Here is a 20879-nt window from a genome sequence, read left to right on the forward strand (position 1 = left end):
CCATCGTGTTGACGATGACGAGTGCCCGATCCGTCACGCACAGCGTGTGGCGTACGAGACTTCCCGGCACGGCACGCGGTAGTTTGCGCCACCCGGGTGTTGGGGGAGCATCCGGTTCAGGTGGGCCCGCGTCGCCCTGTCTCCGCCGACGCCGCCCTGGCACACGATGGGCACGCAGGGCCGGTGCTCCTCCGCGACGTCGCCGTGTCGCCCGTGCCGTGCGGTCGCCGTACGGGCGTGCTGGCACTCCCGTGGTGGCCATGGTCCTCGGTGCCCGGAAGGACCCGGAGGACGCCGTGACGGTCGATCACCCCGTCGAGTCGCAAGCCACAACACCGGCGCAGGGAGGAGCGCTCCCAGCCGCGGCCGCGAGCCGGTCCCCCGCGCCACCCGGGCCAGAAGGGCCAGGCGGACCGGGAGGGCCGGGCGGACCGGGAGGGCCGGGCGGGACGTCCGAGCCACCCGAATCCGACGCCGCGGTCGAGTCCGACGCCGCGCCGGGCACCGGGAACATCAGCTGGTCGGGAGCTGCGCGGCAGTGGGCACCGTACGAGACCCGGCCCGCCGGGTTCGACTGGCCGCCCGGAGTCGAGAAGGCGTCCCGCGAGCTGCTGCTGGACGTGTTCGGACGGTCACCGGCAGTCCGCGTCGAGCTGTGGGACGGCTACGCGCTCGGCCCGCGGACGGGCACCCGCGTGCTGGTCCGCAACCCACACGCGCTGCGCCGGGCGCTGTCCCACCCCGGTGAGCTGGGCTTCGCGCGTGCCTTCGTCGCCGGTGACCTGGAGATCGACGGCGACATCTTCGAGGCTCTCGCCCTGCGGGCTCAGATCGCCCGGTTGCGGCCGTCGGCGGCGGTGCTGCGGGCGGCGCTGGCGCTGGCCCGGCAGTTCGGCCCACGACCGCCGCAGCCGCCGCCGGAAGAGGCCCGGCTGCGCGGCCGGGCGCACAGCCGGTCCCGCGATGCCGACGCGATCTCCCACCACTACGACGTCTCGAACGACTTCTACCGGCTGGTTCTCGGGCCGGCCATGACCTACTCGTGCGCGGTCTGGGGGTCCCCCTCGACCGGACTGGCGGCCGCTCAGGAGGCCAAGCACGAGCTGATCTGCCGCAAGCTGGGTCTGCGGGCCGGCGAACGGCTGCTGGACGTCGGCTGTGGCTGGGGCAGCATGCTCCTGCACGCGGCCCGCCGCCACGGGGTGACCGGCGTCGGAATCACGATCTCGGCGGAGCAGGCCACCGAGGCCCGCCGCCGGGTGACGGAGGCCGGACTGGACGACCGGATCGAGATCCGCCTCCAGGACTACCGTGAGATCGCGGACGGCTCCTTCGACGCGATCAGCTCGGTCGGTATGGTCGAGCACGTCGGGCGGGCGAAGCTGCCGGTCTACTTCCGCAGCCTGTTCGATCTGCTCCGCCCGGGCGGTCGCCTGCTCAACCACGGCATCTCCTTCCCCGGCGACCCGGCGAGTGCCGCCCGCAGCCAGCCCCGGATCGGCCCGATCCCGCTGCCGAAGGACGCGGACTTCCTGCACCGCTACGTCTTCCCCGACGGCGAACTGCACGAGATCGGTGCCCTGGTCACCCTGATGCAGGGCGGCGGGTTCGAGGTGCGCCACGTCGAGAACCTGCGCGAGCACTACGCGCTCACCCTGCGGGCCTGGGTCGGCAACCTGGAGAAACGCTGGGACGAGGCGGTCGCCCTGGTCGGCCCCGGCCGGGCCCGGGTCTGGCGGCTGTACATGGCCGGCTCGGCGCTCAGCTTCGAAGCCGGCCTGTCCCAGATCCACCAGGTCCTCGGCGTCCGCCCCGCCGCCGGTGCCTCGCACCAGCCGCTCCGTCCGTCCTACTGAAACCGTCCGTCCCACGGAGACCGCCTGTCGCCGGGCCCCGTCCGGCCGGGCCCCGTCACTGCTGGGGCCCGGCCGGCATGGGCAGCCGGAAGGAGAGGTCGGCGGCGGGGACGGAGACGTCCATCTGGGCCTTCTGGAGACGTCCGGACAGTTCCCAGGTCAGGGACTGCCAGCGGGTCATCTGGTCGAGCACCCACTGGCCGGACTGGCGGGCACCGTTGCCCGACCGCCCGTTCCCGCCGAACGGCAGGTGCGCCTCGGCGCCGGACGTCGAGGTGTTCACGCTGACCATGCCGGCCCGGATCCCGCGCCGGAACCGCCGGACCGTCACCGGGTCGCCGGTGAAGATCGACGACGACAGGCCGTAGCCGGGGCGGTTGGCGAGCTCGACCGCCTCCTCCAGGTTCCGGTAGGACGTCAGCCCGACGATCGGCCCGAAGGTCTCCTCGGTGAACAGGTCGTCATCGGGACGGACGCCGTCGACGACCACCGGGTGGTAATACAGGCCCGCCTCCGGGTCGCCGGCGAAACCGCGCCGCGGGCTCGCCTGGCCGATGCGACCGAGCGCGGTCGAGCCGAACGGCTCGTGGTGGTCGCGAATGCTCGCCAGGTGCTCCTCGAAACCGGCCGCGAACCGGGCGTCGAGCAGCGGCCCGTACAGGACGTCCCGCATCGGGTCGCCGATCACCGCGCGTTCCAGCGCCGCCGTGAGCCGGCGGCGGAACGCGTCGTGCACCGACTCGTGCGCGATCACCGTGCCCAGCGAGGTGCAGCGCTGGCCGGCGGTGCCGAAGCCGGCGAACAGCGCGGCGTTCGCGGCGGCGTCCAGATCGGCGTCGGGGGCGAGGACCATCGGGTTCTTGCCGCCGAGCTCCAGGCACGGCGTCTGCAGGTGACGGCCGCACAGCGCGCCGACGAACCGGCCGACGGGCGTCGACCCGGTGAAGCCGACCTTGTCGACCAGCCCGGCGTCCAACGCCCGCTCGAGGCCGACGGAGGTGGCGGCGCCGTCGGCGAGCACCAGGTTCGCGACCCCAGCGGGGACGCCGGCCGCCGTCAGCAGGTCCACCAGGGCGGCGGCGCACGCCGCGGCGTACTCGGCCGGCTTCCACACCACCGCGTTGCCGGTCAGCAACGCCGGGACGAGATACCAGGACGGCACCGCCACCGGGAAGTTCCCGGCGGTGATCACCATGACCACGCCGAGCGGCTCGCGGTAGGTGAACAGCTCCCGGTCGGGCATCTCGGAGGGGACCGTCTGCCCCTGCGGACGCCGACCCTCGGCCCGGAACAGCGTGCAGGTGTCGACGATCTCCTGGACCTCGCCACGGGCCTCGGCCAGCGGCTTGCCGACCTCCCGGGTGACGAGCCGGGCCAGCGCCTCGGCATTGTCCTCGACGAGGCGCCCGAACGCGCCGATCACCTCCCCGCGCACCGGCGGCGGAACATCCGCCCACTCCCGCTGGGCGGCACGGGCCGCGGCCGCCGCCGCGACGATCGCCTCCGCACCGTCCAGGACGACCTCGGCCACGACCTCGCCGAGGTGAGCCGGGTTCGTCGAGGTGATCACCCGGACCTCGTCCGGCGCGATGCCCGCGGGCCCGGCGGCCGCGTACAGGTCGTGCTGGCGTCCACCGATCACCGCGGCCACCCGGCGGGGCTGAACGAGAGTCATGGCGGTCACGTCTCCTGCGTTGATGAGGCCGCGTCGACGGGTGCGGCGGGTCTGACGGGTGTGGCAGGTCTGGCCGCCGGGGCGGCGGGTCTGGCCGCGGGGGCGGCCGGGGTGGGCCGGGCACGACCCAGACCGGTCAGGACGCGGTCGAGGGCGCCGACGCCGGCGGCAAGCTCCTCGGCGCTGATGGTGAGCGCGGGGCGGAAGCGCAGCGCCCGCTCCCCGGCGGGCAGCAGCAGGACCCGCTCGTGCTCCCGGAGCCGGCGGACCGCCTCGTCGCGGCGGACGCCGTCCACCACGTCGACGGCGCACATCAGCCCGCGGCCGCGTGCGTTCCCCACCAGACCGGGGTGGCGATCGACGACGTCCCGCAGCGCGGCGAGCAGATCGGTCCCCAGCGCCGCGGCCCGGTCGAACAACCGCTCCGACTCCATGATCTCCAGCATCCGCCGGGAGCGGACCATGTCGACCAGGCCGCCGCCCCAGGTGGAGCTGATCCGGCCGGGCACCCGGAAGACGTTGTCGGGTACCTCGTCCACCCGGCGCCCGGCCATCACCCCACCGAGCTGGACCTTCTTGCCGAAMGCGACGATGTCGGGGCGCAGCCCGAGCTGGGTGTGGGCCCAGGCGGTGCCGGTCAGGCCGACGCCGGTCTGCACCTCGTCCACGACCAGCAGCGCGTCGTGGCGCTCGCACAGGGCGGCCATCGCGCGCAGGAACTCACCGCGCAGGTGGTTGTCGCCGCCCTCGCCCTGGATCGGCTCGGCGAGGAAGCAGGCGATGTCGTGCGGGTGGCGGGCGAAGGCCTCCTCCGCCTGGGCGAGTGCGCGCCGCTCGGCGGCCACCACCGCGTCGAGCGCCGCACCGGTGCACGGGAAGGTGACCGCCGGGCAGTCGATGCGCGGCCAGGCAAAGGCCGGGAACCGGGCGGTCTTGGCCGGATCGGTGTTGGTGACCGACAGCGTGTAGCCGCCGCGGCCGTGGAAGGCCGATCGCAGGTGCAGCACCAGCCGGCCGAGCTCGGCGGACCGTCCGTGGGCCTCGTTGTGCCGGCTCTTCCAGTCGAAGGCGCACTTCAGCGCGTTCTCGACGGCCGCCGAGCCGCCCTCGACGAAGAACAGGTGGGGCAGCTCCGGGTCGCCCAGCACGCGGGCGAAGGCGGCGACGAACTCCGCGTACGGAGCGGAGGCCATGTCCGGGTTCGCGGGCTTGTTGACCGCGGCCCGGGCGAGCTCGGCGAGGAAGGCCGGATCGTTGACGAGCGCGGGCGGGTTGACGCCGAGCGGCGCGGAGGCGAAGAAGCTGTACAGGTCGAGGTAACGCGCCCCGGTGCGGGCGTCGACGATCGTGCTGCCGGAGCTGGCCTCCAGGTCGCAGACGATGTCGTACCCGTCGGTCAGGACGTGACGGGACAATGTGGGGATCACCTCGGTGGGCGCCAGGTGGCCCTGGGCGTGGGCCGAGGTACCCACCTGGATCTCTCCGACAGCCACGGTGTGCCTCCTCCCCTCAGGCGCGGCCTCCCCGGTGGGGCGGCCGGCGCCAGGATGCCAGCGTCGCGGTTGCCAGGCAGAACCGCGAATCCGATCTCCCGCGGCCGGCCGACACCGCGACCTGCACGTCGACCGGCGAACCGCACGCTGGCCGACCTGCGAGGCGCCCCAGGTTCCGGTCGGCTGGGAGGCCTCGCCGACGGCGCCTGCGCCCGCGGGAGATCCTTCTGAGAACATCGACTGGGGGGAAACGCAGTAAACGCGACAAGAACCCCCGTTATCCCGGGTTCCCCCCGGGGGAGGCAACAGACGGACACCAGCAGAAGCCATCCACCACGAAGACACGAAAAGACCACGGAACCGGTGACAGGAGACGAGGTGTCGAGGACGCGGTGCTGACGCCGCTCACCCGGGACGATCCCCAGCGGATCGGGCCCTACCAGCTCACCAACCGCATCGGCGCGGGCGGGATGGGCGTCGTCTACCTCGGTTTCACCGATGACGGCCAGGCTGCCGCGGTCAAGGTCCCCTCCGCGACACTGGTGGACGCCCCGGAGTTCCGGGCGCGCTTCCGCCAGGAGGTGACGGCCGCCGGCCGCGTCCGCAGCGCCTCCGTCGCCGCCGTCCTCGACGCCGACCCCACCGGGTCGCAGCCGTGGATGGCCACCGAGTACGTGGAGGGCCGCAGCCTCTCCGAGGCGGTGCAGACCCGCGGCCCGTTCGACGAGCACCTCGTCACCGCCGTCGCCGTCGGGCTCGCCGACGCGCTGGTCGCGATCCACGCCGCCGGCGTGGTGCACCGCGATCTCAAGCCGGCCAACGTCCTGCTCGCCTTCGACGGACCCCGGGTCATCGACTTCGGAGTGGCCCGCGACGACCACAACCCCACACAGACGCAGGCCGGCAGYCTCATCGGAACCCTGGCCTGGATGGCACCCGAGCAACTGCGCGGCGAGCGGGCCGGGCCGGCCGCCGACATCTTCGCCTGGGGTGCGTGCGTCGCGTTCGCGGCGGCCGGCCGGCCCGCCTTCCGCGGAGACACGGCGCAGGTCGTCGCGTTACAGATCCTCACCGGCGAGCCCGATCTGGAGCGTCTCCCCCCGTCCCTGACATCGCAGGTGCGCGCCGCGCTGCGCAAGGAGCCGGCCGAGCGACCCACCGCCACCGAGATCCTCGCGCATCTGCTCGGACGTCCACCAGGTGCGCCCGCCGACCCCGCCGCCACCGGCCAGGTGATGCGCGAGTGGTGGAACCTGCCGGGCACACCGCCCGGCGGCGGGCCCGCCCGGCGGCCGGGCACACCGACGGCCCGGCCCGGGCAGGTACCGGCCAGCTCGTGGCCGCCCCAGCCGCCGCCGGCGGCGGCCCGGGCTCCGGCGCCCGGCCGGCCGGCCCCGGGACAGGTCCACCGGACCCTGCCGGACCACCGGCCGCCGTCCGCCGGACAGCCGTACCCCGCCCGATACAGTCCCGGCCACCGCAGTCCCGGCCATGCCGATCCCGGGTATGCCGATCCCGGGTATGCCGATCCCGGCTACCCGAGTTCTGGCTACCGGCAGCCCGGGCCGCCCCAGGGCGGATACCGGAATCCCGGTCCTCCCGGCCGGCCCGGAGGTGGCCGGCGACAGGGCGCGGTACCCGTCGCGGTGGCGGTCGTCCTCGGCCTGCTGCTGGTCGCCGGCGGGGTGACGGCGACCGTCCTGCTCAATGCCGGGCAGGACCCCGGTACCGGCGTGCAGACCGCGGCGCCCTCCCCGGAAGGCACCCCGTCCACGGCCCCGCCCACCGGCACGGTCGGCCCCGGGACACCCGGCGCACCCGGYACGGATCCCTCCTCGGGTTCGTCGCCCACACCGTCCGCGCCGGTCACGCCATCGTCCGGCCAGCAGTCCGGCGGCACGGGCTCGGCCACCGCGCCGGCGCAGGTGCTGACCGCGAACGACGCCGCGCAGATCATCCGGCGTGAGGGCTACACCCCGGACATGGGCACCTACGACCCGCAGCGGATGCTCAGCCTCGTCCGCGGCAGCCGCGAGGAGGGCGGGCGTCATCAGGAGCTGGCCTTCGTGTTCGCCGACGGCGCCTACCAGGGCACCGACACCCGGGCGCCGAGCACGAGCATCGCCGTCGACCACTCGGGGCCCGTCGACGCGACGGTGACCTACCGGACCTACGACGCCGGCGGGACGGCTCCCACCGGTGAGGTCACGGTGCGGTTCCGCTGGAACGGGGCCAACTTCGTCGCCCTCGACACGATCCCGACCGAGGACCCCACGGTGGCCAACCATCGCTGACACGGGGACGCCGGCACAGGCGGCCGGCGGGAAGCACACCATCGCGCCGGAGAACAGACCCACCTTCAGGCCAAACAAGTGTGAGCGGCACAACGAAGCCACCCGGATGGGCCTACCGGTATTCGGGCGTCAATGTTGGGATGGTGAGAAGCCCGACCGGAGTGGGCGCAAGCGCCACGGTCGTGACATCACGGGAGCCGCTCCGGCGGCGCCCGGGGCAGGAACGACACGGGAGCCCGCGCGGGCCGGTCACGAGGGGGCACGGTGCTGACACCGCTGGCGGCGGGGGATCCTCGGCGCATCGGCCCGTTCGAGATCCACAACCGGATCGGCGCGGGCGGGATGGGCTCGGTCTACCTCGGTTTCACCGCCGAGGGCCGGGCGGCCGCGGTGAAGGTCCCCGCCGACAGCCTCGCCGGTGACCCCGAGTTCCGCGCCCGGTTCCGGCGCGAGGTCGAGGCCGCCCGCCGGGTCCGCGGCCGCGCCGTCGCCGCGGTCGTCGACGCCGACCCGGACGCCGCCCCCCCGTGGATGGCCGTCGAGTACGTCGAGGGCACCAGCCTGGCCGACGCCGTCATCCGGCACGGCCCGCTGGAGCAGCGCCTCCTGCACGGCTTCGGCGTCGGGCTGGCCGACGCGCTGATCGCCATCCACGCCGTCGGCGTCGTGCACCGCGATCTCAAACCGTCCAACATCCTGCTCGCCTGGGACGGCCCCAAGGTGATCGACTTCGGCATCGCCCGGGCCACCGGCACCCCGACGCACACCCACACCGGCATCCTCGTCGGCACCCCTGCCTGGATGGCACCCGAGCAGCTCCGCGGGGAGCGGGCCACCCCGGCGGCCGACGTCTTCGCCTGGGGCGCCTGCGTCACCTACGCCGCCACCGGGCATCCGCCGTTCGGCACCGGCGATCCCGCGGACGTCCTGACCGTGCTGCACCGTGACGAGCAGCCCGACATCGACGGCGTGCCCGCGAACCTGCTGGACGCGGTGCTGGCCACCCTCTCCCGCAGGCCCGAGGACCGCCCGACCGCGGCCGAGCTGGTCCGCGCTCTGGTGACCGATCGACCCGGTGGCCGTGGTGTCCCCGACCCCGCCCGCGCGGCCGCGAACGCGCTCACCCCCTGGCAGTGGGACAAGTGGGACCCGAACGCGCCCGCCGGACGCGACCAGGCACTGGCGGCTGCGGCCGCAGCCGCGTCAGCACGCCCCGCCGGCTCCGCACGCGTTGCCGGTCCCGCTGGTTCTGCCGGTCCCGCTGGTTCTGAGGCCTTCGCCCGACCCGGTGGAGCAGCCGGGACGGCGGCACCCAGCAGCGCGGCCGGCCTCGCGGCACGCGGTGCCGGCGCGACCGCGAACCGGGGCGACGCCGACGGGGCCGGACCGGCCCGGAACGAGGCGGGCGGGCCGAGCGGCAGGCTTCCCGCCATCGACAGGCCCACGCAGCCGCTGTCCGCCCGGGCGGACTCCGGCTTCTGGGAGGAGCCGCCAGGCGGGGACTCCTCCCTCGGTACCATTCCGGTTCCGCGGTTGTCCGGCCTCGCCGGCTCGCGCAGCGAGATCACCGACCCCTCGATCAGACCCCGACACAGCGGGTCCGGCCCGGGCAACGGCAACGGCAACGGTGATGGCAACGGTGATGGTGATGGTGACCGCACCGGCGGCGGCAACGGCCAGCCTGTGTGGAGTACCTGGCCGCCCGACCCGCGGGCCTGGCTGGCTCTGCTGACCACGACGAGGCGGCGCGACCGGGCCGCCATGGTCGCCGCCGTCGTCGCGATCGGGCTTGTCGTCAGCATGGTCGTCCTGCTCACCGCCGCCGACGGGCAGCGGGCGGAAGGCAGCCCGGGAACCCCGGCGCCCGATCCGTCGCTGTCGGGCGTCACCACCACTACCCCGCCGGTGCGGACGTCCCAGCCGGCCGTCACCGCCGTGCCGACGATGGCCTACACCGGCCGGCCCGGCCCTCGGGCAGGGGACGTGACCACCACCGACCAGCCTGCTCTCACCATGGGGGTCGGGCCGACCGGGGACGCGGGGCCAGGGCCGACCGCGCCGGTCTCCCCCACCGCCAGCGCGTCACCCAGCCCGGACGCGCCCGCCCCGACGGCACCGAGTGGCTCCCCGACCGGCACGCCGTGCGCAGCCGGCAGCCGGACGGAGTCGTTCGTCGCCACGCCCACCGCGGAGCCCTGCTGAGCCGCGCCCGTCAACTGCCGGGCCCGTCACTCACGGCGGCCTGCGCCATGGGCCGGCCGGAGGTCGCTGCCACCGGGCCGGCCCACGCCCGGGGTCAGGCGCTCGGCTGCGGGACGATACGCAGGTAGGGCTTCGGCTCCTCCCAGCTGCCGAAGATCTCCTTGGCCTGCTCGTTGTTCACCGAGCCGGCGATCACGACCTTCTCGCCCTGCTTCCAGTTCACCGGCGTCGCGACCTTGTGCTTCGCGGTGAGCTGCAGCGAGTCGATCACCCGCAGCACCTCGTCGAAGTTGCGGCCGGTCGTCATCGGGTAGACGAGGATCAGCTTGATCTTCTTGTCCGGCCCGATCACGAACACGTTGCGGACGGTCTGGTTGTCCGCGGCCGTGCGGTCCGCCGGGTCGCCGCTGACGTCCCTGCCGAGCATGCCGTAGGCCTTGGAGACAGCGAAGTCGGAGTCACCGATCAGCGGGTAGTTCGGCGCTGTGCCCTGCGTCTCCTCGATGTCCTTGGCCCAGCCCTCGTGCAGCTCCACCGGGTCCACCGACAGCCCGATGATCTTCACGCCCCGACGGTCGAACTCCGGCTTGATCGACGCGACATAGCCGAGCTCGGTCGTGCAGATCGGGGTGAAGTTCTTGGGGTGCGAGAAGAGCACCGCCCACGAGTCACCGATCCACTCATGGAAGTTGATTTTGCCCTCGGTGGTCTGCGCCACGAAGTCGGGAGCGGTGTCGCCGATCGTCAGAGTCATCACTGTCTCCGTCAACGGTCCGGCGCACAGCGCCGGGCTCTGCCTGGGTCACGGAAGACTTTACGAGTACACGGATCCCGGAACGTTGCCTTGAACCAGGAAACCGGTTGGCCGGCGACAGGGGCGTCTCCCGCAGCCGATGATGTGACCGACAGTGTACGACTCAGCAGAATCAGAGGAGATCTCATGCAGCGTCTCGACGTGGCCACGATCGCTCCCGGTGCCTACCGGGCGGTCGCCGGGCTGGAGAAGTACGTCCGGTCGGCCGTCGACCCGACGGTCCTGGAGCTGGTGAAGCTGYGCGCCTCCATCCTCAACGGGTGTGCGTTCTGTGTGGATCTGCACAGCCGCGACGCGCTCGCCGCCGGCGAGTCCAGCCGCCGACTGTTCTCGGTGGCGGCCTGGCAGGAATCGCCGTTCTTCACGGAGAAGGAGCGGGCCGCCCTGGCCCTGACCGACGCCGTCACCCGGCTCGGCCCCGACGGCGTCCCCGATGACGTGTGGGACTCGGTGACGAAGGTCTGGAGCGAGGAGGAGACCGCGAACCTCATCGTGGCTATCGCGACGATCAACGTCTGGAACCGCATCTCGGTCACCACCCGCACGCAGCCACCCACCGACGTCTGACGTCCGCGGCTTGAGGCTGGTCGCCTGACGCTTCCCGCCACGTATCGCGTGGACCCTTTCAAGATCCATTGCATCACGGATGGCCGTCAACACCGTTGACTATCTTGACTGGCACCAGGCCCGTGCGGTCCTCGGCGGCCTGGCGGGCCGGCGGGCCGGCGGCGAACGCGGCGCGCAGGCCCGCCACGCAGGCGGCGGTCCTGGTCGCCGGGACGACCAGGCATCCGCACGCGATCAGCGGCGGATCCAGCGGCACCACGGCGACTCCGGGGTCATGCACGACCGGCACCGGTACGGCGTCCGCATACGCCAGCGTCCAGGCCGGGGACCCGTTCGCCAGCTCGATGACGGTGTCCGTGACGGTGCCGGCGGGCCTGCCGAGCCTCGGCTCGAACCCCGCTGCCCGGCAGGCGTCCAGGGCGAAGGCGCGGAAGAGCGGATCGTGTGCCTTCGCCGGCAGGCGCAGTGGCAGCTCGGCCAGGTCGCTCAGGCGCACCGCCGGGCACCGGGCGAACGGATGGGCCTCCGGCAGCACGGCCACCACCGGCTCAGGCCACAGCTCGATCACCTGGAGACCCTCCCCGGACGGGGCCAGCCGCAGCAGCGTCATGTCGAGGTCGCCGCGGGACACCGCCGCCGGCTGCTCGGCCATCGGCATGGCGACCACCTCGAGCTCCACCTCGAAGTCGGGATGGGTCTGCCGCAGCCCCCGCAGCCCCCGGTCCAGCCGCGGGCCCAGCCCGGGTGCCGCGCCGACCCGCAGGACGTTGACCGGGGCGGCGGCCAGGCTCGCCGCGACCGCCCGCACCCGGTCGGCGGCGGCCAGCGCGGCCCGCGCCTCGACCAGCAGCCGCTCCCCCGCCGGCGTGAGCCGGACACGCCGCGGCGAGCGGTCGAACAGCAGCAGGCCGACCTCCCGCTCGAGCCGGCTCACCTGCTGGCTGACCGCCGGCTGCGCGATGTGCAGCCGGTCGGCGGCCCGCCCGAAGTGCAGCTCCTCAGCGACCGTGACGAAATACCGCAGCTGCCGGAGTTCCACGCCCCGCCCTCCACCATCCTGGGGCAGGCCAGGCGGAACACCGATCAGTTCCCGTTATCGCTGTGCGTCGGGAACGGGTCTTGGTCCGCGGGCGACCCGACCGTTGACTGAGCCCTGTTGATGCTGACACGCCGGGATGCGAACCGGTACGAGAGAGGGCCAGGCCGGATGCGGATAGGACTGTGGATCGACGACGACCAGCAGTCGGTCGACGAGCTGCGACGACGGCTGCACACGGCGGCCGAAGCCGGCTTCGGTGCGCTCTGGCTGAGCGAACGCGGCGGGTGGGACCCGCTGACCCTCCTGGCCGCCGCCGGCCCCGTCCCGTCCGGTGTCCCGGTCGGGACGTCCATCGTGCGGACCTACCCCCGGCACCCGCTGGCGCTGGCGGCGCAGGTCCTGACGGCCCAGGCGGCCACCGGCAACAGGCTCGTCCTCGGCCTCGGACCGGGCCCACAGCCGATCATCGCAGGCCAGTACGGCTACGACCCCGCGAGACCCGTCGAGAACCTGCGGGAGTACCTCGGCGTCCTGCTGCCGCTGCTGCGCGGCGAGCAGGTGGCGCACGAGGGCCCGGCCTGGCACGCCGCCGGCGCGATCGCCGTCTCCGGCGTCCCGGCGCCGCCGGTCTACCTCTCCGCGCTCGGCCCGCGGATGCTCCAGCTCACCGGCGAGGTCGCCGACGGGACGCTGACCACCTGGACCGGCCCCCGCACCGTCACCGAGCACGTGCTGCCGCGGCTGTCGCGTGCCGCTGCGGAGGCCGGCCGGCCCGTGCCCGCCGTGACCGCCGGAGTGTGCATAGGCCTGACGAAGGACGTCGACAGTCTGCGCACCTGGGTCCACGAGGCGTTCGGCGCGGCGGTCGGCCTCCCGAGCTACCGCGCCGCGTTCGACCGGGAAGGAGTCGCGGGCCCCGCCGACATGGTCCTCGCCGGCGACGAGACCACGCTCGAACGCGAGATCAACCGCTTCGCCGCGGCCGGCGTGGCAGAACTGCAGATCATCCCCTGCGGCACCGCGGACGAACAGGACCGCACCATCGCCTTCGCCGCCGAGCTCAGCACTCGCCCGGCCTCGGGCTCGGCCTCGGGCGACGGTTCGGATCCGCAAGGCCCGCGCGGTGCGTGACATCCTCGACGCACCGGTTCGGGGAGGGTGTGTCCGTGGCGCAAGGCGAGAAGACGAAGGCCGCGGACCTCGGCGCGGCCGTGCTGTCCGCGGCCGCCATCGGGGGTGCGGCGGGCGCCTCGCTCGCCGCGCACCACGGCTGGCGGGCCGGCGGTCGGGGGGCGCTGGTGGGAGCGGCCGCGCTGGCGGCCTCCGAAGCCGTTGCACGTGTCCGGCAACGGCCGGGTGAGATACCCGCGCTGTGGCAGCGGATCGCGACCAGCGCGGCGCTCGTCGCCCCCGCCGGCTGGGCGGCCGGGCGGCTGACCGGCGCGGGCCCGGTCGCGGTGGGAGCGGCGACCGGCGGCGTCGGCGGCCTGCTCGGGCTGCGGCCACAGAAGGTGCTGCTCGGACCTCCGTTCGGCGCMGTGGTCGGAGCGGCACTGGCGGCCCGCGGCCGCCCCGTCCCGGCCGCGGTCGTTGCCGGCGTCACGATGGCCGCCTACCGGGCGGCGGCGTCGCTGGTGTTCCGCGACCCGCAGGTGGGCCTGCTCGCCGAACGGGTCCCGGCGGCACAGCTGCCCTTCATCGTGCCGCTCCAGGCACGTTCCCGGCGGGTCGGCACCGGCTACGTGCGGGAGCTGGCCGAGGAACTCGGCGGCCGCTACGCCGCCGCCGCGGCCGACGTCGGAATCGTCTCCTCGCTGGACGACCTGGCAGGCCCGGACTTCGAACCGGCCACCGCCGACCCGCTGGTCCGGGAGTTCTACGAGCACACCACCCGTTTCTCGCTCGACATCGTGCCGCGATGGCGCCCCTGGGTGCGCCCCGGCTACCTGCTCTACCGCACCGCGCTCGCCCGCCCGCTGGGACAGGCGAACGTGCCGATGAACCAACGGGAGACCCAGCGGGGCATCCGAAGCCGCATCGACACCATCGCCCTTCCCGATACCGACACGATTGCGGTACGCGGCTGGATCCGTTCGTTCGCCGACACCGACGAGCCCATCTACGTGGGCATCTACACCACCTACCGCCATGGCGACCGGGGCTACGTCAGCGTCGGCTTCCCGCTTCCCCAGGCCAGTTTCACGGCCACCCTGCTGCCGCGCTCCCGGCCGGACGGCGGTCTGACCCTGAGCAGCCGCAGCGRCCTGGAACACCCCGGCCACTACCTCGCCTACCGCGACCCGGCCGACGGCACTCTCACCGCGCTGGCCGTCCACGGCTTCGCCGAGGAACTCGACGTGTACCGGCAGGGCGGCGCTCTCCGCGCCGAACATGCGTTCTCTTTGTTCGGCATTCCCTTCCTCGTCCTGCACTACCAAATCACCCGTAAGGCTCCGAACGAACCCTGAATCGATGACGGGCCGCCACTGCCTACGCGAGGTCCTGGAGCACCTGGGCCTGCCGTCCCGCTGACCCCCGCGACGTCGACGTCGGACGGCAGTGATATCAGCGAGGCACCGGGCAGATCTCCAGGAGCGAGCGACGCACCTGACCCTCACTGCCGTACTTGGCGTTCATCGCGGCGGTGACGGCCTCCGCGCGCGGATCGCGGGCGCGGTCGAAGGCGGCGAGGCGCAGCGGGCTCTGTCCGTCCCAGTCGAACCCGACAACGCGGTGGCCTAATCGGACCGGGACCTGCACCAGGCCGGACCGCGGCACCGCGCCCGCAGCCTGGCCGAGGTCGAAGAGCAACTGCTGGTCGCTGAGAAACAGCCCGCCACCGGCGACCGCGTAACCGACCCTCCGGTCGGACTCGATGTCCAGCGAGGTGTCCTGCCGCCACACGACGTGCAGGGGAATGTGCCAGTGCTCGGTGAGCGTGATGGTCTCCGGGCTGTCCCAGAGCCGGTCGAACGCGTCGTTGACGTAGAAGCCCAGCCCGCCGAGCACACTGGTCTCGTAGTGCCGGACGTTGCTGCCGTCCCGGTTGTCGGAGTCTCCGAAGAACGAGCAGATTGCCTTGTTGCCGGCCAGGTAGAGGCGGGCTGGCGGCAGGGCGGAAAAGACCTTCAGTTCGAAGGCGCGCGATGCGTTGGCGGAGAGCGACTCCGACCAGCGTCGGAACGCGATCAGCACGTCGAAGATGGTGGCGGACGCGTCCTCGGCGCCGCCCATGTCCGAGGTGCGCTGACGGGCCGCGTCGCTGGACGGGTCCAGGACGAGGATCTGCACCGGCACCCGGGCATCCGCGGCCCGGTGTAGCACCTCCAGAAAGGCCCGCCGGTGCGCCGGCTCCATACTGTAAGGCCAGGCCCCCATGATTTTGATCCGGCTGGCGGTGCCGGACATCGCGTCGAGAAACCGTGACTGCGGAAAGGTCAGGTGTACGATCACCTCGGGTGTCTGTGCCCGTTCGATCAGCGGCTGCAGGACCATCGCCGTGACAACCGCGCCGACGACGGTCGCGCCGAGGTTCATCAGCAGGTTGCCGGAGAACGTCTCACCGGAAGCCCGCGCCCACAGCAGCACCAGCACGCTGACAGCGGTCAGCGCGGCGATCGTGATGCTGTAGCGCATCCTGCGCCGCATGACAGAAAGAACCAGACGGCGGATCCTGCGCACCTGTCTCCCGTTCCACACGACCAACGTCCAGCCTGACTTACGACATAATGTCACGTCACGGGGCAATCTTCAGGGCCACGGCCACTGCAACGCCCCGACAAAGCGGCCACGACCGCGTCGAGGTCCGGGCTGAAGATCCGGGCCGGCCACGTGACCTGCGATTCCGTGAACGAATTTCTCAAGGTCACCGAGGGCCTTCAGCCAGGCGAACCACCGGCCAGGGGATCCGGCCCTGTCTGGTCAGTGTGGCCACCGTGAGGCCGAGTTCCCAGGGAGCCTTGCGGACAGCCTCGTCGATCTTTCCGTCGACGTTCAGCCGCGACCGCTCCATCCGGCCGTCAGCCAGGCACGTCGCGGTTATTCCGGCGAGGCGGATGGCGGTGGGGTCCCACCGTCCGCCAGAAGCTCCGTGATCAGCTCGGCGCGTTCCGCGAGCAGCGCCTTCTCGCGTTCGTGCATCGCGGTCACGCGTGCGGTATCACCGGCGGCGTGCGCGGCGTCCGTTTCCGCCTTCACCTGGCAGAGCTGCGCGGCGATCTCACCGGCTCGGGCATTGGCCAGGGCGAGGGCGAGGTCGAGGGCGGATCGGGGCAGGGGGGCCGTCCCGGGCGGAGCAGCTTCCGGTACGGCGGTGATGGCTGCGAGGACTCGGCGGCGAGCTTCCTCCGGGCTGATGCCGAGACGGGTCAGAAACTCGGCGCTGAGGCCATCAGTTGGGACACAGAACGTCGCACGGCCCGCGCCCAGAGTCTCTAAAGTCGCTGGGGAACATGAGGTTTCTGACGCTGCGTCCAACTGTTCGAACAGAACTTCTTCTTCGACCACCTCTGCCCCGGGAGTCGATGTCATGCGCAGGCACCTGCTGTGGACCGTACCCCTCGCCCTCACCGTCGTTTCGGGTGCCCTGAATGCCGCCGTTCTCCCGGATGACGGTCAGACGACCTCTGCCGGCAACGCCCGCACGGCGGCTGGCGTCATCACAGGCCTGGTCTGTCTGGTCTCTCTGGCGGCCACCCTCGTCCTCGGCATGGTCGCCATCGTCGAGGCTCACCGGGCAGACCGCGCAAGGGCAGCAGCCACCGCCGCGGCCCACCAGGCCAGTGCACGCGATGCCGCACGCCAGGGCTGGGACGGAGCCGCGTACCTTCTCCGTCACCTGACCGCGGGCCAGTTCCCCGCTCCGACGACCATCTGGGGCCTGGTGCTGCGCCCCGGAGAGGAGGCGCACCTCGTACTCCCAGCCGTCTACTCCCGTTACTACGGCGGCGACAGCAGCTATACACACGTCAACGGCTTCTTCATGGGAAGCCTGCCGTTCGTGGCCGCCGGCTACGCGCTGACGGCGATGGGAAACACGGCGCGCCGTAACGCGGCGCTCGCCGAGGCGGCACAGCGATGGCGCGACCACGAGACCGTGCAGGTCGTCGTCACGAACCAGCGCCTGGTCTGCCAGACCTGGTCCAGCTGGATGACCTTCGACTATGCCGGGGTCCGCGCCTTCTACCCGGAACCGGAGAACTGGTCCCTGGTCCTCGACTTTCCGGATACCCCGCCACTACGTCTGAGCGGCGCGAACAGCCCGGCGATCGCCGCCTACGTCACCTGGGCCCTGCATGGAGTGCGGGGCCTGCGCGGCCATCCCGCGCTCGCGCCACTCCGCGCAGCGGCGCGGCTCCCGAGCTGACGGCCGATGCAGGCGCGGCGCATCAACGACGTCCGGTAGCTGGACGGGTCGGTAGCTCGGGGCAGGCATGGCGTATTCTTCATTAAACCGGTCGAGAAGTGACTGTTACTGTGAGGTCTTCGTCTGATGCCTGCCGCCGCCCGCTACGGTGATCCCGCCGCGACACTCGACGTGCTGAACGACGTCCTCAGGGTGCAGCTCGCCCATCGCTCGGTGCGCAGGTTCGGCCCACGCGACGTCAGCGACGACGAGCTGGCCGCGCTGGTCGCGGCCGCCCAGTCCGCGTCGACGTCCTCCAACCTGCAGGTGTGGAGCGTGATCGCGGTGCGTGATCCCGCGCGCAAGGCGCGCCTGGCCACGCTCGCCGGCAACCAGGAGTTCATCGCGCGGGCGCCGCTGTTCCTGGTCTGGATCGCCGACCTCAGCCGGGTCCACCGGCTGGCCGAGCGGGCCGGGACACAGGTCGCCGCGGTCGACTACCTGGAGACCACCATCGTCGGCTTCGTCGACACGGCGCTGGCAGCGCAGAACGCGGCCGTCGCGGCGGAGTCACTCGGCTTCGGCACGGTGTTCGTCGGCGCCATCCGCAACCGGCCCGCGGAGGTCGCGGCCGAGCTGGGGCTGCCCCCRCACGCCGTGGCGGCCTTCGGCCTGGCCGTCGGCGAGCCGGATCCGACCGAGCCGGCTGCCGTCAAACCGCGCCTGCCGCGGGAGGCGGTCCTGCACCGGGAGCGCTACGACCTCTCCGCGGACGTGCACATCGCGGCCTATGACGAGCGGCTGTCCGCCTACAACGCCCGCTTCGGCCTGGACGGCGCCTGGAGCGACCGTGCCCTCGCCCGCCTCGCGGGCCCCGAGTCGATGGCGGGCCGCCACCGTCTGCGCGAGATCCTGGAACGCCTGGGCCTGCCCTCCCGCTGACCGATCACGGGAACAGTCGGGAACGGCCGGCGCCGGTGCGGCTGTTTCGGAGCCGAGGCCGCGTGACGTGTGAGGCCCGTCAGGGGCCGACCTGCCACAGTCGGTTGTAGAAGGCGGTCCGGTCGTCGTCGGGCACGACACCGTAGGCGTCCAGCAGAGCTGGCTCCCAGCCAGGGCCGTAGTTCCATCCGAGGCTGCAGGTGGCGACCGCCAGATCCGCCCACCGGTCGGCAACCCCCATCGCCCCGAGATCCACATGGCCTGACCACGTTCCGTCGTCGGCCAGCAGGGTGTTCGGCGGGCACGCGTCGCCCTGGCAGACAACCAGCACGTCCACGGGCGGGGCGCCCGCCGCAAGCTCGGCYAGGCAGCGCCGGCGCCGCTCCGTGGTCGCCCACGGCGCAGCGTCAGCCAGCCGATCCGCCACTGACCAGGAGAAGGGGCAGACCGCCACGGGCAGCGCGTCGTGGAAAGCCCGCAGCCCCCGTCCGATCGCCTGCACGGCACGGCGCGGATCGGCCTTCCAGCGCTCGTCGACGGCGTTGCGCCCCGGCAGACCCGCCGTGACCAACCAGCTGCCCGCCCCGTCCCGCCCCTCCCCGAGCACCGTCGGTACCGGAGTGAACGGCGCAGCCCAACGCAGCCGATCCGCCTCCGCCGTCAGGTCCAGGCCGCTGCCGGCCGGCGCCCACTTGACGAAACGTCGACCGGAAAGGCTGGTCACCTCGAAGGTGAGACCACCACAATCATTGCGCCAGACCGGACGCACACGGTCTCCGGCGATCATCGCCGCGATCGCGCCAGGTATCGGCGCTTCGCCATTCCGGGGCGGACCGGCGATCATGTGGTCACACCAGCCGGCCCGGCCGGATCCCCGCGCGGCAAGCCGGCTGCCCGCGCCGCTGTCCTGTCACTTCCGTGACAGCCGGGATTCATCCATCGGGTGGAAGATCGAAACTCCGGAACCTCCGCGGCGCGGCCCTGACCATGAATGGGAGCTTCTATGACGCGCGGAAATCCACACCGGCAGTCCGGGCTCGACCAGCCCTCCCCGACGACACGGTGCCAGGCGCGTCTGGTGGCCGTGGGTGGTCTGCTCGGCCTGCTCGGCCTGCTCGGCCTCACGGTGACAGCCTGCGGGAGCAACGACCGCAACGAGGTCGTCACCTTCACCGACGCCCACGGCAGGGTCTGCACCATCATCGTCAACACCGACGGCAACGAGGACTCCGATGTGGACTCGTCCGCGCCGGACTGCGAGTACCCGCCGCAGGGCCACACCCCCGGACCTGCCACCTACGCACCCCTCCCCAGCCCCTGACCACCGCAGCCAGTGATGCCGAACGACGGATCATGATGCCCGCCAGGCTCACCGGSACTGCTTGCCCTGCCAGCCAGCTGACCCACCCCCGCGACCCCTGCCCTGCGCGCATCCGCCATCGGGATCAGTCGGCCATCAGCCATGCGGCGGCAGTGGCACCCGACTCCCAGCAGGCCTCACATCGTCACACTACGTGTCGCACAGGACTTGCCGCCGCGGTGGCGGCCCGGGACAGGATCCCGTTGAGTACCCTGTGGCGATCACCCAGCCGGTCGCGCCGACCACACCGTCACCCTCGTTCAGCAGCATGAAGCGTGGCCGTCGACGTCAAGGTTGATGGCGGGGCAGCCGGCCGTTCCGACGAGGCGAACGGCAGTCTCGAGAACTACGCGAGGACCGTTGACATCACCCAGCGTGATCACTGTCCGTAACCGGTCACGATCAGACCCACGTCGAGGTATCGACTTCCGTAGTAATCCATACGGGGATGCCACCAAACCGGCTAGTATGCGGGGTATGCGCGTCACGGCGTTGTCCGATCTCGAGCCGTCGCAGGTCAGTTCAGTTGAGAGAATTTATCTGGAGGCCTTCCCCGCAGGCGAGCGGATGCCGTTCGAGGAAATACTGCGAGACGTCAACAAGGGTGTTCGCGTAGCCTACGTCGCACTTGACGAGGGCACTGCGCTGGGCTTTGCGTCGGCCTACGTGCTCCAGTCGGTCCAGACGTTCTTTCTTGAATACCTCGCGATCGACGAGAGGCATCGCGGCGGCGGGATCGGCGGCGAGCTGTGGTATCACATCTGTACCGACGCCCAGCGCCATCGGGGCGTGGCAGCGGTTGTCCTCGAGGTCGAGGACCCCGACGAGCCGGATATCGATCCAGGAACGGCCGTCACACGCCGACGACGTATCTGCTTCTACGAGAACAGAGGCGCCCGCAGGTTGCCCATCACCGACTTCCGGGTTCCGCTCCTCCAAGGAGACGGTGAACAACCGATGCTCCTGATGTGGGCAGCGGCCGCCCGGCCGGATCTGCCGACCGGCAACGAGCTGACCGACCTCGTTCGAGCACTGTACGAAGAAGGCTACGATCTCCCTCCCGACCACCCGCTTGTCGTCGCGACATCTGGAAAGTGACCTCGGATGGAATTCTCAAACATTGTCGCGCTCGTCGCGCTGATGCTTTCCATCGGCGCGACGGCACTGTCCGTGTCGGATGCCAGACGAAATCGGACAGTCACGACCTACAACAGTACAACCGATCTGGCCCTCCAAGTAGACAGAGTCTTCATCGAGTATCCCCAGTGGCGGCCCCATTTCTATGAGGACGAG

17 protein-coding genes and 1 pseudogene are annotated in these 20879 nt (G+C 72.1%); 11 read left to right on the top strand and 7 right to left on the bottom strand.

The features are described 5' to 3' along the window. Positions 1–512 precede the first annotated feature (512 nt). Entirely contained in the window at positions 513–1856 is a 1344-nt protein-coding gene (locus CC117_RS00005; protein ID WP_084131119.1) for an SAM-dependent methyltransferase, read from the top strand. Positions 1857–1911: 55 nt separating this feature from the next. Here the strand turns inward: CC117_RS00005 and CC117_RS00010 are convergent, their stop codons facing one another. Further along, positions 1912–3531, bottom strand: a complete 1620-nt coding sequence (locus CC117_RS00010) for an aldehyde dehydrogenase family protein (protein WP_071081671.1) — start codon at positions 3529–3531, stop codon at positions 1912–1914. 5 nt (positions 3532–3536) lie between these two features. Continuing rightward, positions 3537–5024 carry an L-lysine 6-transaminase gene (lat, locus tag CC117_RS00015; RefSeq protein ID WP_071081658.1) on the bottom strand — a complete coding sequence of 496 codons (1488 nt, stop codon included), beginning with the start codon at positions 5022–5024 and terminating at the stop codon, positions 3537–3539. Positions 5025–5416: 392 nt separating this feature from the next. On the opposite strand from lat, the gene CC117_RS00020 reads away from it, so the two are divergent. Next, entirely contained in the window at positions 5417–7318 is a 1902-nt protein-coding gene (locus CC117_RS00020) for a protein kinase domain-containing protein (protein WP_071081659.1), read from the top strand. A gap of 264 nt (positions 7319–7582) precedes the next feature. Continuing rightward, positions 7583–9520 (top strand): serine/threonine-protein kinase, encoded by a 1938-nt coding sequence (locus tag CC117_RS00025; RefSeq protein ID WP_071081660.1) that lies wholly within the window; start codon positions 7583–7585, stop codon positions 9518–9520. Between the two features lie 94 nt (positions 9521–9614). On the opposite strand, the gene CC117_RS00030 is transcribed toward CC117_RS00025, so the two are convergent. Then, on the bottom strand, positions 9615–10274 hold the full coding sequence (locus CC117_RS00030) for a peroxiredoxin (protein ID WP_071081661.1): 660 nt from the start codon (positions 10272–10274) through the stop codon (positions 9615–9617). Between the two features lie 186 nt (positions 10275–10460). On the opposite strand from CC117_RS00030, the gene CC117_RS00035 reads away from it, so the two are divergent. Continuing rightward, the gene (locus CC117_RS00035) at positions 10461–10901 is read left to right on the top strand and encodes a carboxymuconolactone decarboxylase family protein (protein WP_071081662.1); all 441 of its coding nucleotides are present in this window, start codon (positions 10461–10463) and stop codon (positions 10899–10901) included. A gap of 73 nt (positions 10902–10974) precedes the next feature. Here CC117_RS00035 and CC117_RS00040 read toward each other — a convergent pair whose 3' ends face one another. Further along, the gene (locus CC117_RS00040) at positions 10975–11940 is read right to left on the bottom strand and encodes a LysR family transcriptional regulator (protein ID WP_071081663.1); all 966 of its coding nucleotides are present in this window, start codon (positions 11938–11940) and stop codon (positions 10975–10977) included. A gap of 168 nt (positions 11941–12108) precedes the next feature. Between CC117_RS00040 and CC117_RS00045 the strand changes: the two genes are divergently transcribed. After that, positions 12109–13071 (top strand): TIGR03564 family F420-dependent LLM class oxidoreductase, encoded by a 963-nt coding sequence (locus tag CC117_RS00045; RefSeq protein ID WP_071081664.1) that lies wholly within the window; start codon positions 12109–12111, stop codon positions 13069–13071. Positions 13072–13106: 35 nt separating this feature from the next. Further along, positions 13107–14408: a hypothetical protein gene (locus CC117_RS00050; protein ID WP_071081672.1), complete on the top strand. Its 1302-nt coding sequence runs from the start codon at positions 13107–13109 to the stop codon at positions 14406–14408. Between the two features lie 97 nt (positions 14409–14505). Here CC117_RS00050 and CC117_RS00055 read toward each other — a convergent pair whose 3' ends face one another. Both CC117_RS00055 and CC117_RS36950 read right to left on the bottom strand, forming a co-directional pair. Continuing rightward, positions 14506–15588 (bottom strand): hypothetical protein, encoded by a 1083-nt coding sequence (locus tag CC117_RS00055; RefSeq protein WP_131802979.1) that lies wholly within the window; start codon positions 15586–15588, stop codon positions 14506–14508. Between the two features lie 390 nt (positions 15589–15978). Next, positions 15979–16470 (bottom strand): hypothetical protein, encoded by a 492-nt coding sequence (locus CC117_RS36950; protein ID WP_131802980.1) that lies wholly within the window; start codon positions 16468–16470, stop codon positions 15979–15981. On the opposite strand from CC117_RS36950, the gene CC117_RS00065 reads away from it, so the two are divergent. After that, positions 16469–17305, top strand: a complete 837-nt coding sequence (locus CC117_RS00065) for a hypothetical protein (protein ID WP_071081667.1) — start codon at positions 16469–16471, stop codon at positions 17303–17305. The genes CC117_RS36950 and CC117_RS00065 overlap by 2 nt on opposite strands. A 126-nt stretch (positions 17306–17431) precedes the next feature. After that, a complete protein-coding gene (locus CC117_RS00070; protein ID WP_071081668.1) occupies positions 17432–18226 on the top strand; it encodes a nitroreductase family protein in 795 nt (264 codons plus the stop codon). 79 nt (positions 18227–18305) lie between these two features. On the opposite strand, the gene CC117_RS00075 is transcribed toward CC117_RS00070, so the two are convergent. Then, entirely contained in the window at positions 18306–19070 is a 765-nt protein-coding gene (locus CC117_RS00075; protein ID WP_071081669.1) for an aminoglycoside 3'-phosphotransferase, read from the bottom strand. Between the two features lie 159 nt (positions 19071–19229). On the opposite strand from CC117_RS00075, the gene CC117_RS00080 reads away from it, so the two are divergent. The 3 genes and pseudogenes from CC117_RS00080 to CC117_RS38410 all read left to right on the top strand — a co-directional run. Beyond that, positions 19230–19547 carry a hypothetical protein gene (locus tag CC117_RS00080; RefSeq protein ID WP_241829700.1) on the top strand — a complete coding sequence of 106 codons (318 nt, stop codon included), beginning with the start codon at positions 19230–19232 and terminating at the stop codon, positions 19545–19547. Positions 19548–20063: 516 nt separating this feature from the next. Beyond that, complete coding sequence (locus CC117_RS00085; RefSeq protein WP_084131118.1) at positions 20064–20684, top strand: GNAT family N-acetyltransferase; 621 nt, start codon at positions 20064–20066, stop codon at positions 20682–20684. A gap of 6 nt (positions 20685–20690) precedes the next feature. After that, positions 20691–20879 (top strand): annotated as a pseudogene (locus CC117_RS38410) (hypothetical protein); the annotation flags it as partial.

The sequence above is a fragment of the Parafrankia colletiae genome, assembly GCF_001854655.1.
Taxonomy (GTDB): Bacteria; Actinomycetota; Actinomycetes; order Frankiales; family Frankiaceae; genus Parafrankia; species Parafrankia colletiae.

Coding starts and splice junctions, on each gene's coding strand:
- CC117_RS00080 (WP_241829700.1), top strand. CDS start 19,230: ATGACGCGCGGAAATCCACACCGGCAGTCCGGGCTCGACCAGCCCTCC.
- CC117_RS00065 (WP_071081667.1), top strand. CDS start 16,469: ATGCGCAGGCACCTGCTGTGGACCGTACCCCTCGCCCTCACCGTCGTT.
- CC117_RS00085 (WP_084131118.1), top strand. CDS start 20,064: ATGCGCGTCACGGCGTTGTCCGATCTCGAGCCGTCGCAGGTCAGTTCA.
- CC117_RS00055 (WP_131802979.1), bottom strand. CDS start 15,588: ATGCGGCGCAGGATGCGCTACAGCATCACGATCGCCGCGCTGACCGCT.
- CC117_RS36950 (WP_131802980.1), bottom strand. CDS start 16,470: ATGACATCGACTCCCGGGGCAGAGGTGGTCGAAGAAGAAGTTCTGTTC.
- CC117_RS00045 (WP_071081664.1), top strand. CDS start 12,109: ATGCGGATAGGACTGTGGATCGACGACGACCAGCAGTCGGTCGACGAG.
- CC117_RS00030 (WP_071081661.1), bottom strand. CDS start 10,274: ATGACTCTGACGATCGGCGACACCGCTCCCGACTTCGTGGCGCAGACC.
- CC117_RS00010 (WP_071081671.1), bottom strand. CDS start 3,531: ATGACTCTCGTTCAGCCCCGCCGGGTGGCCGCGGTGATCGGTGGACGC.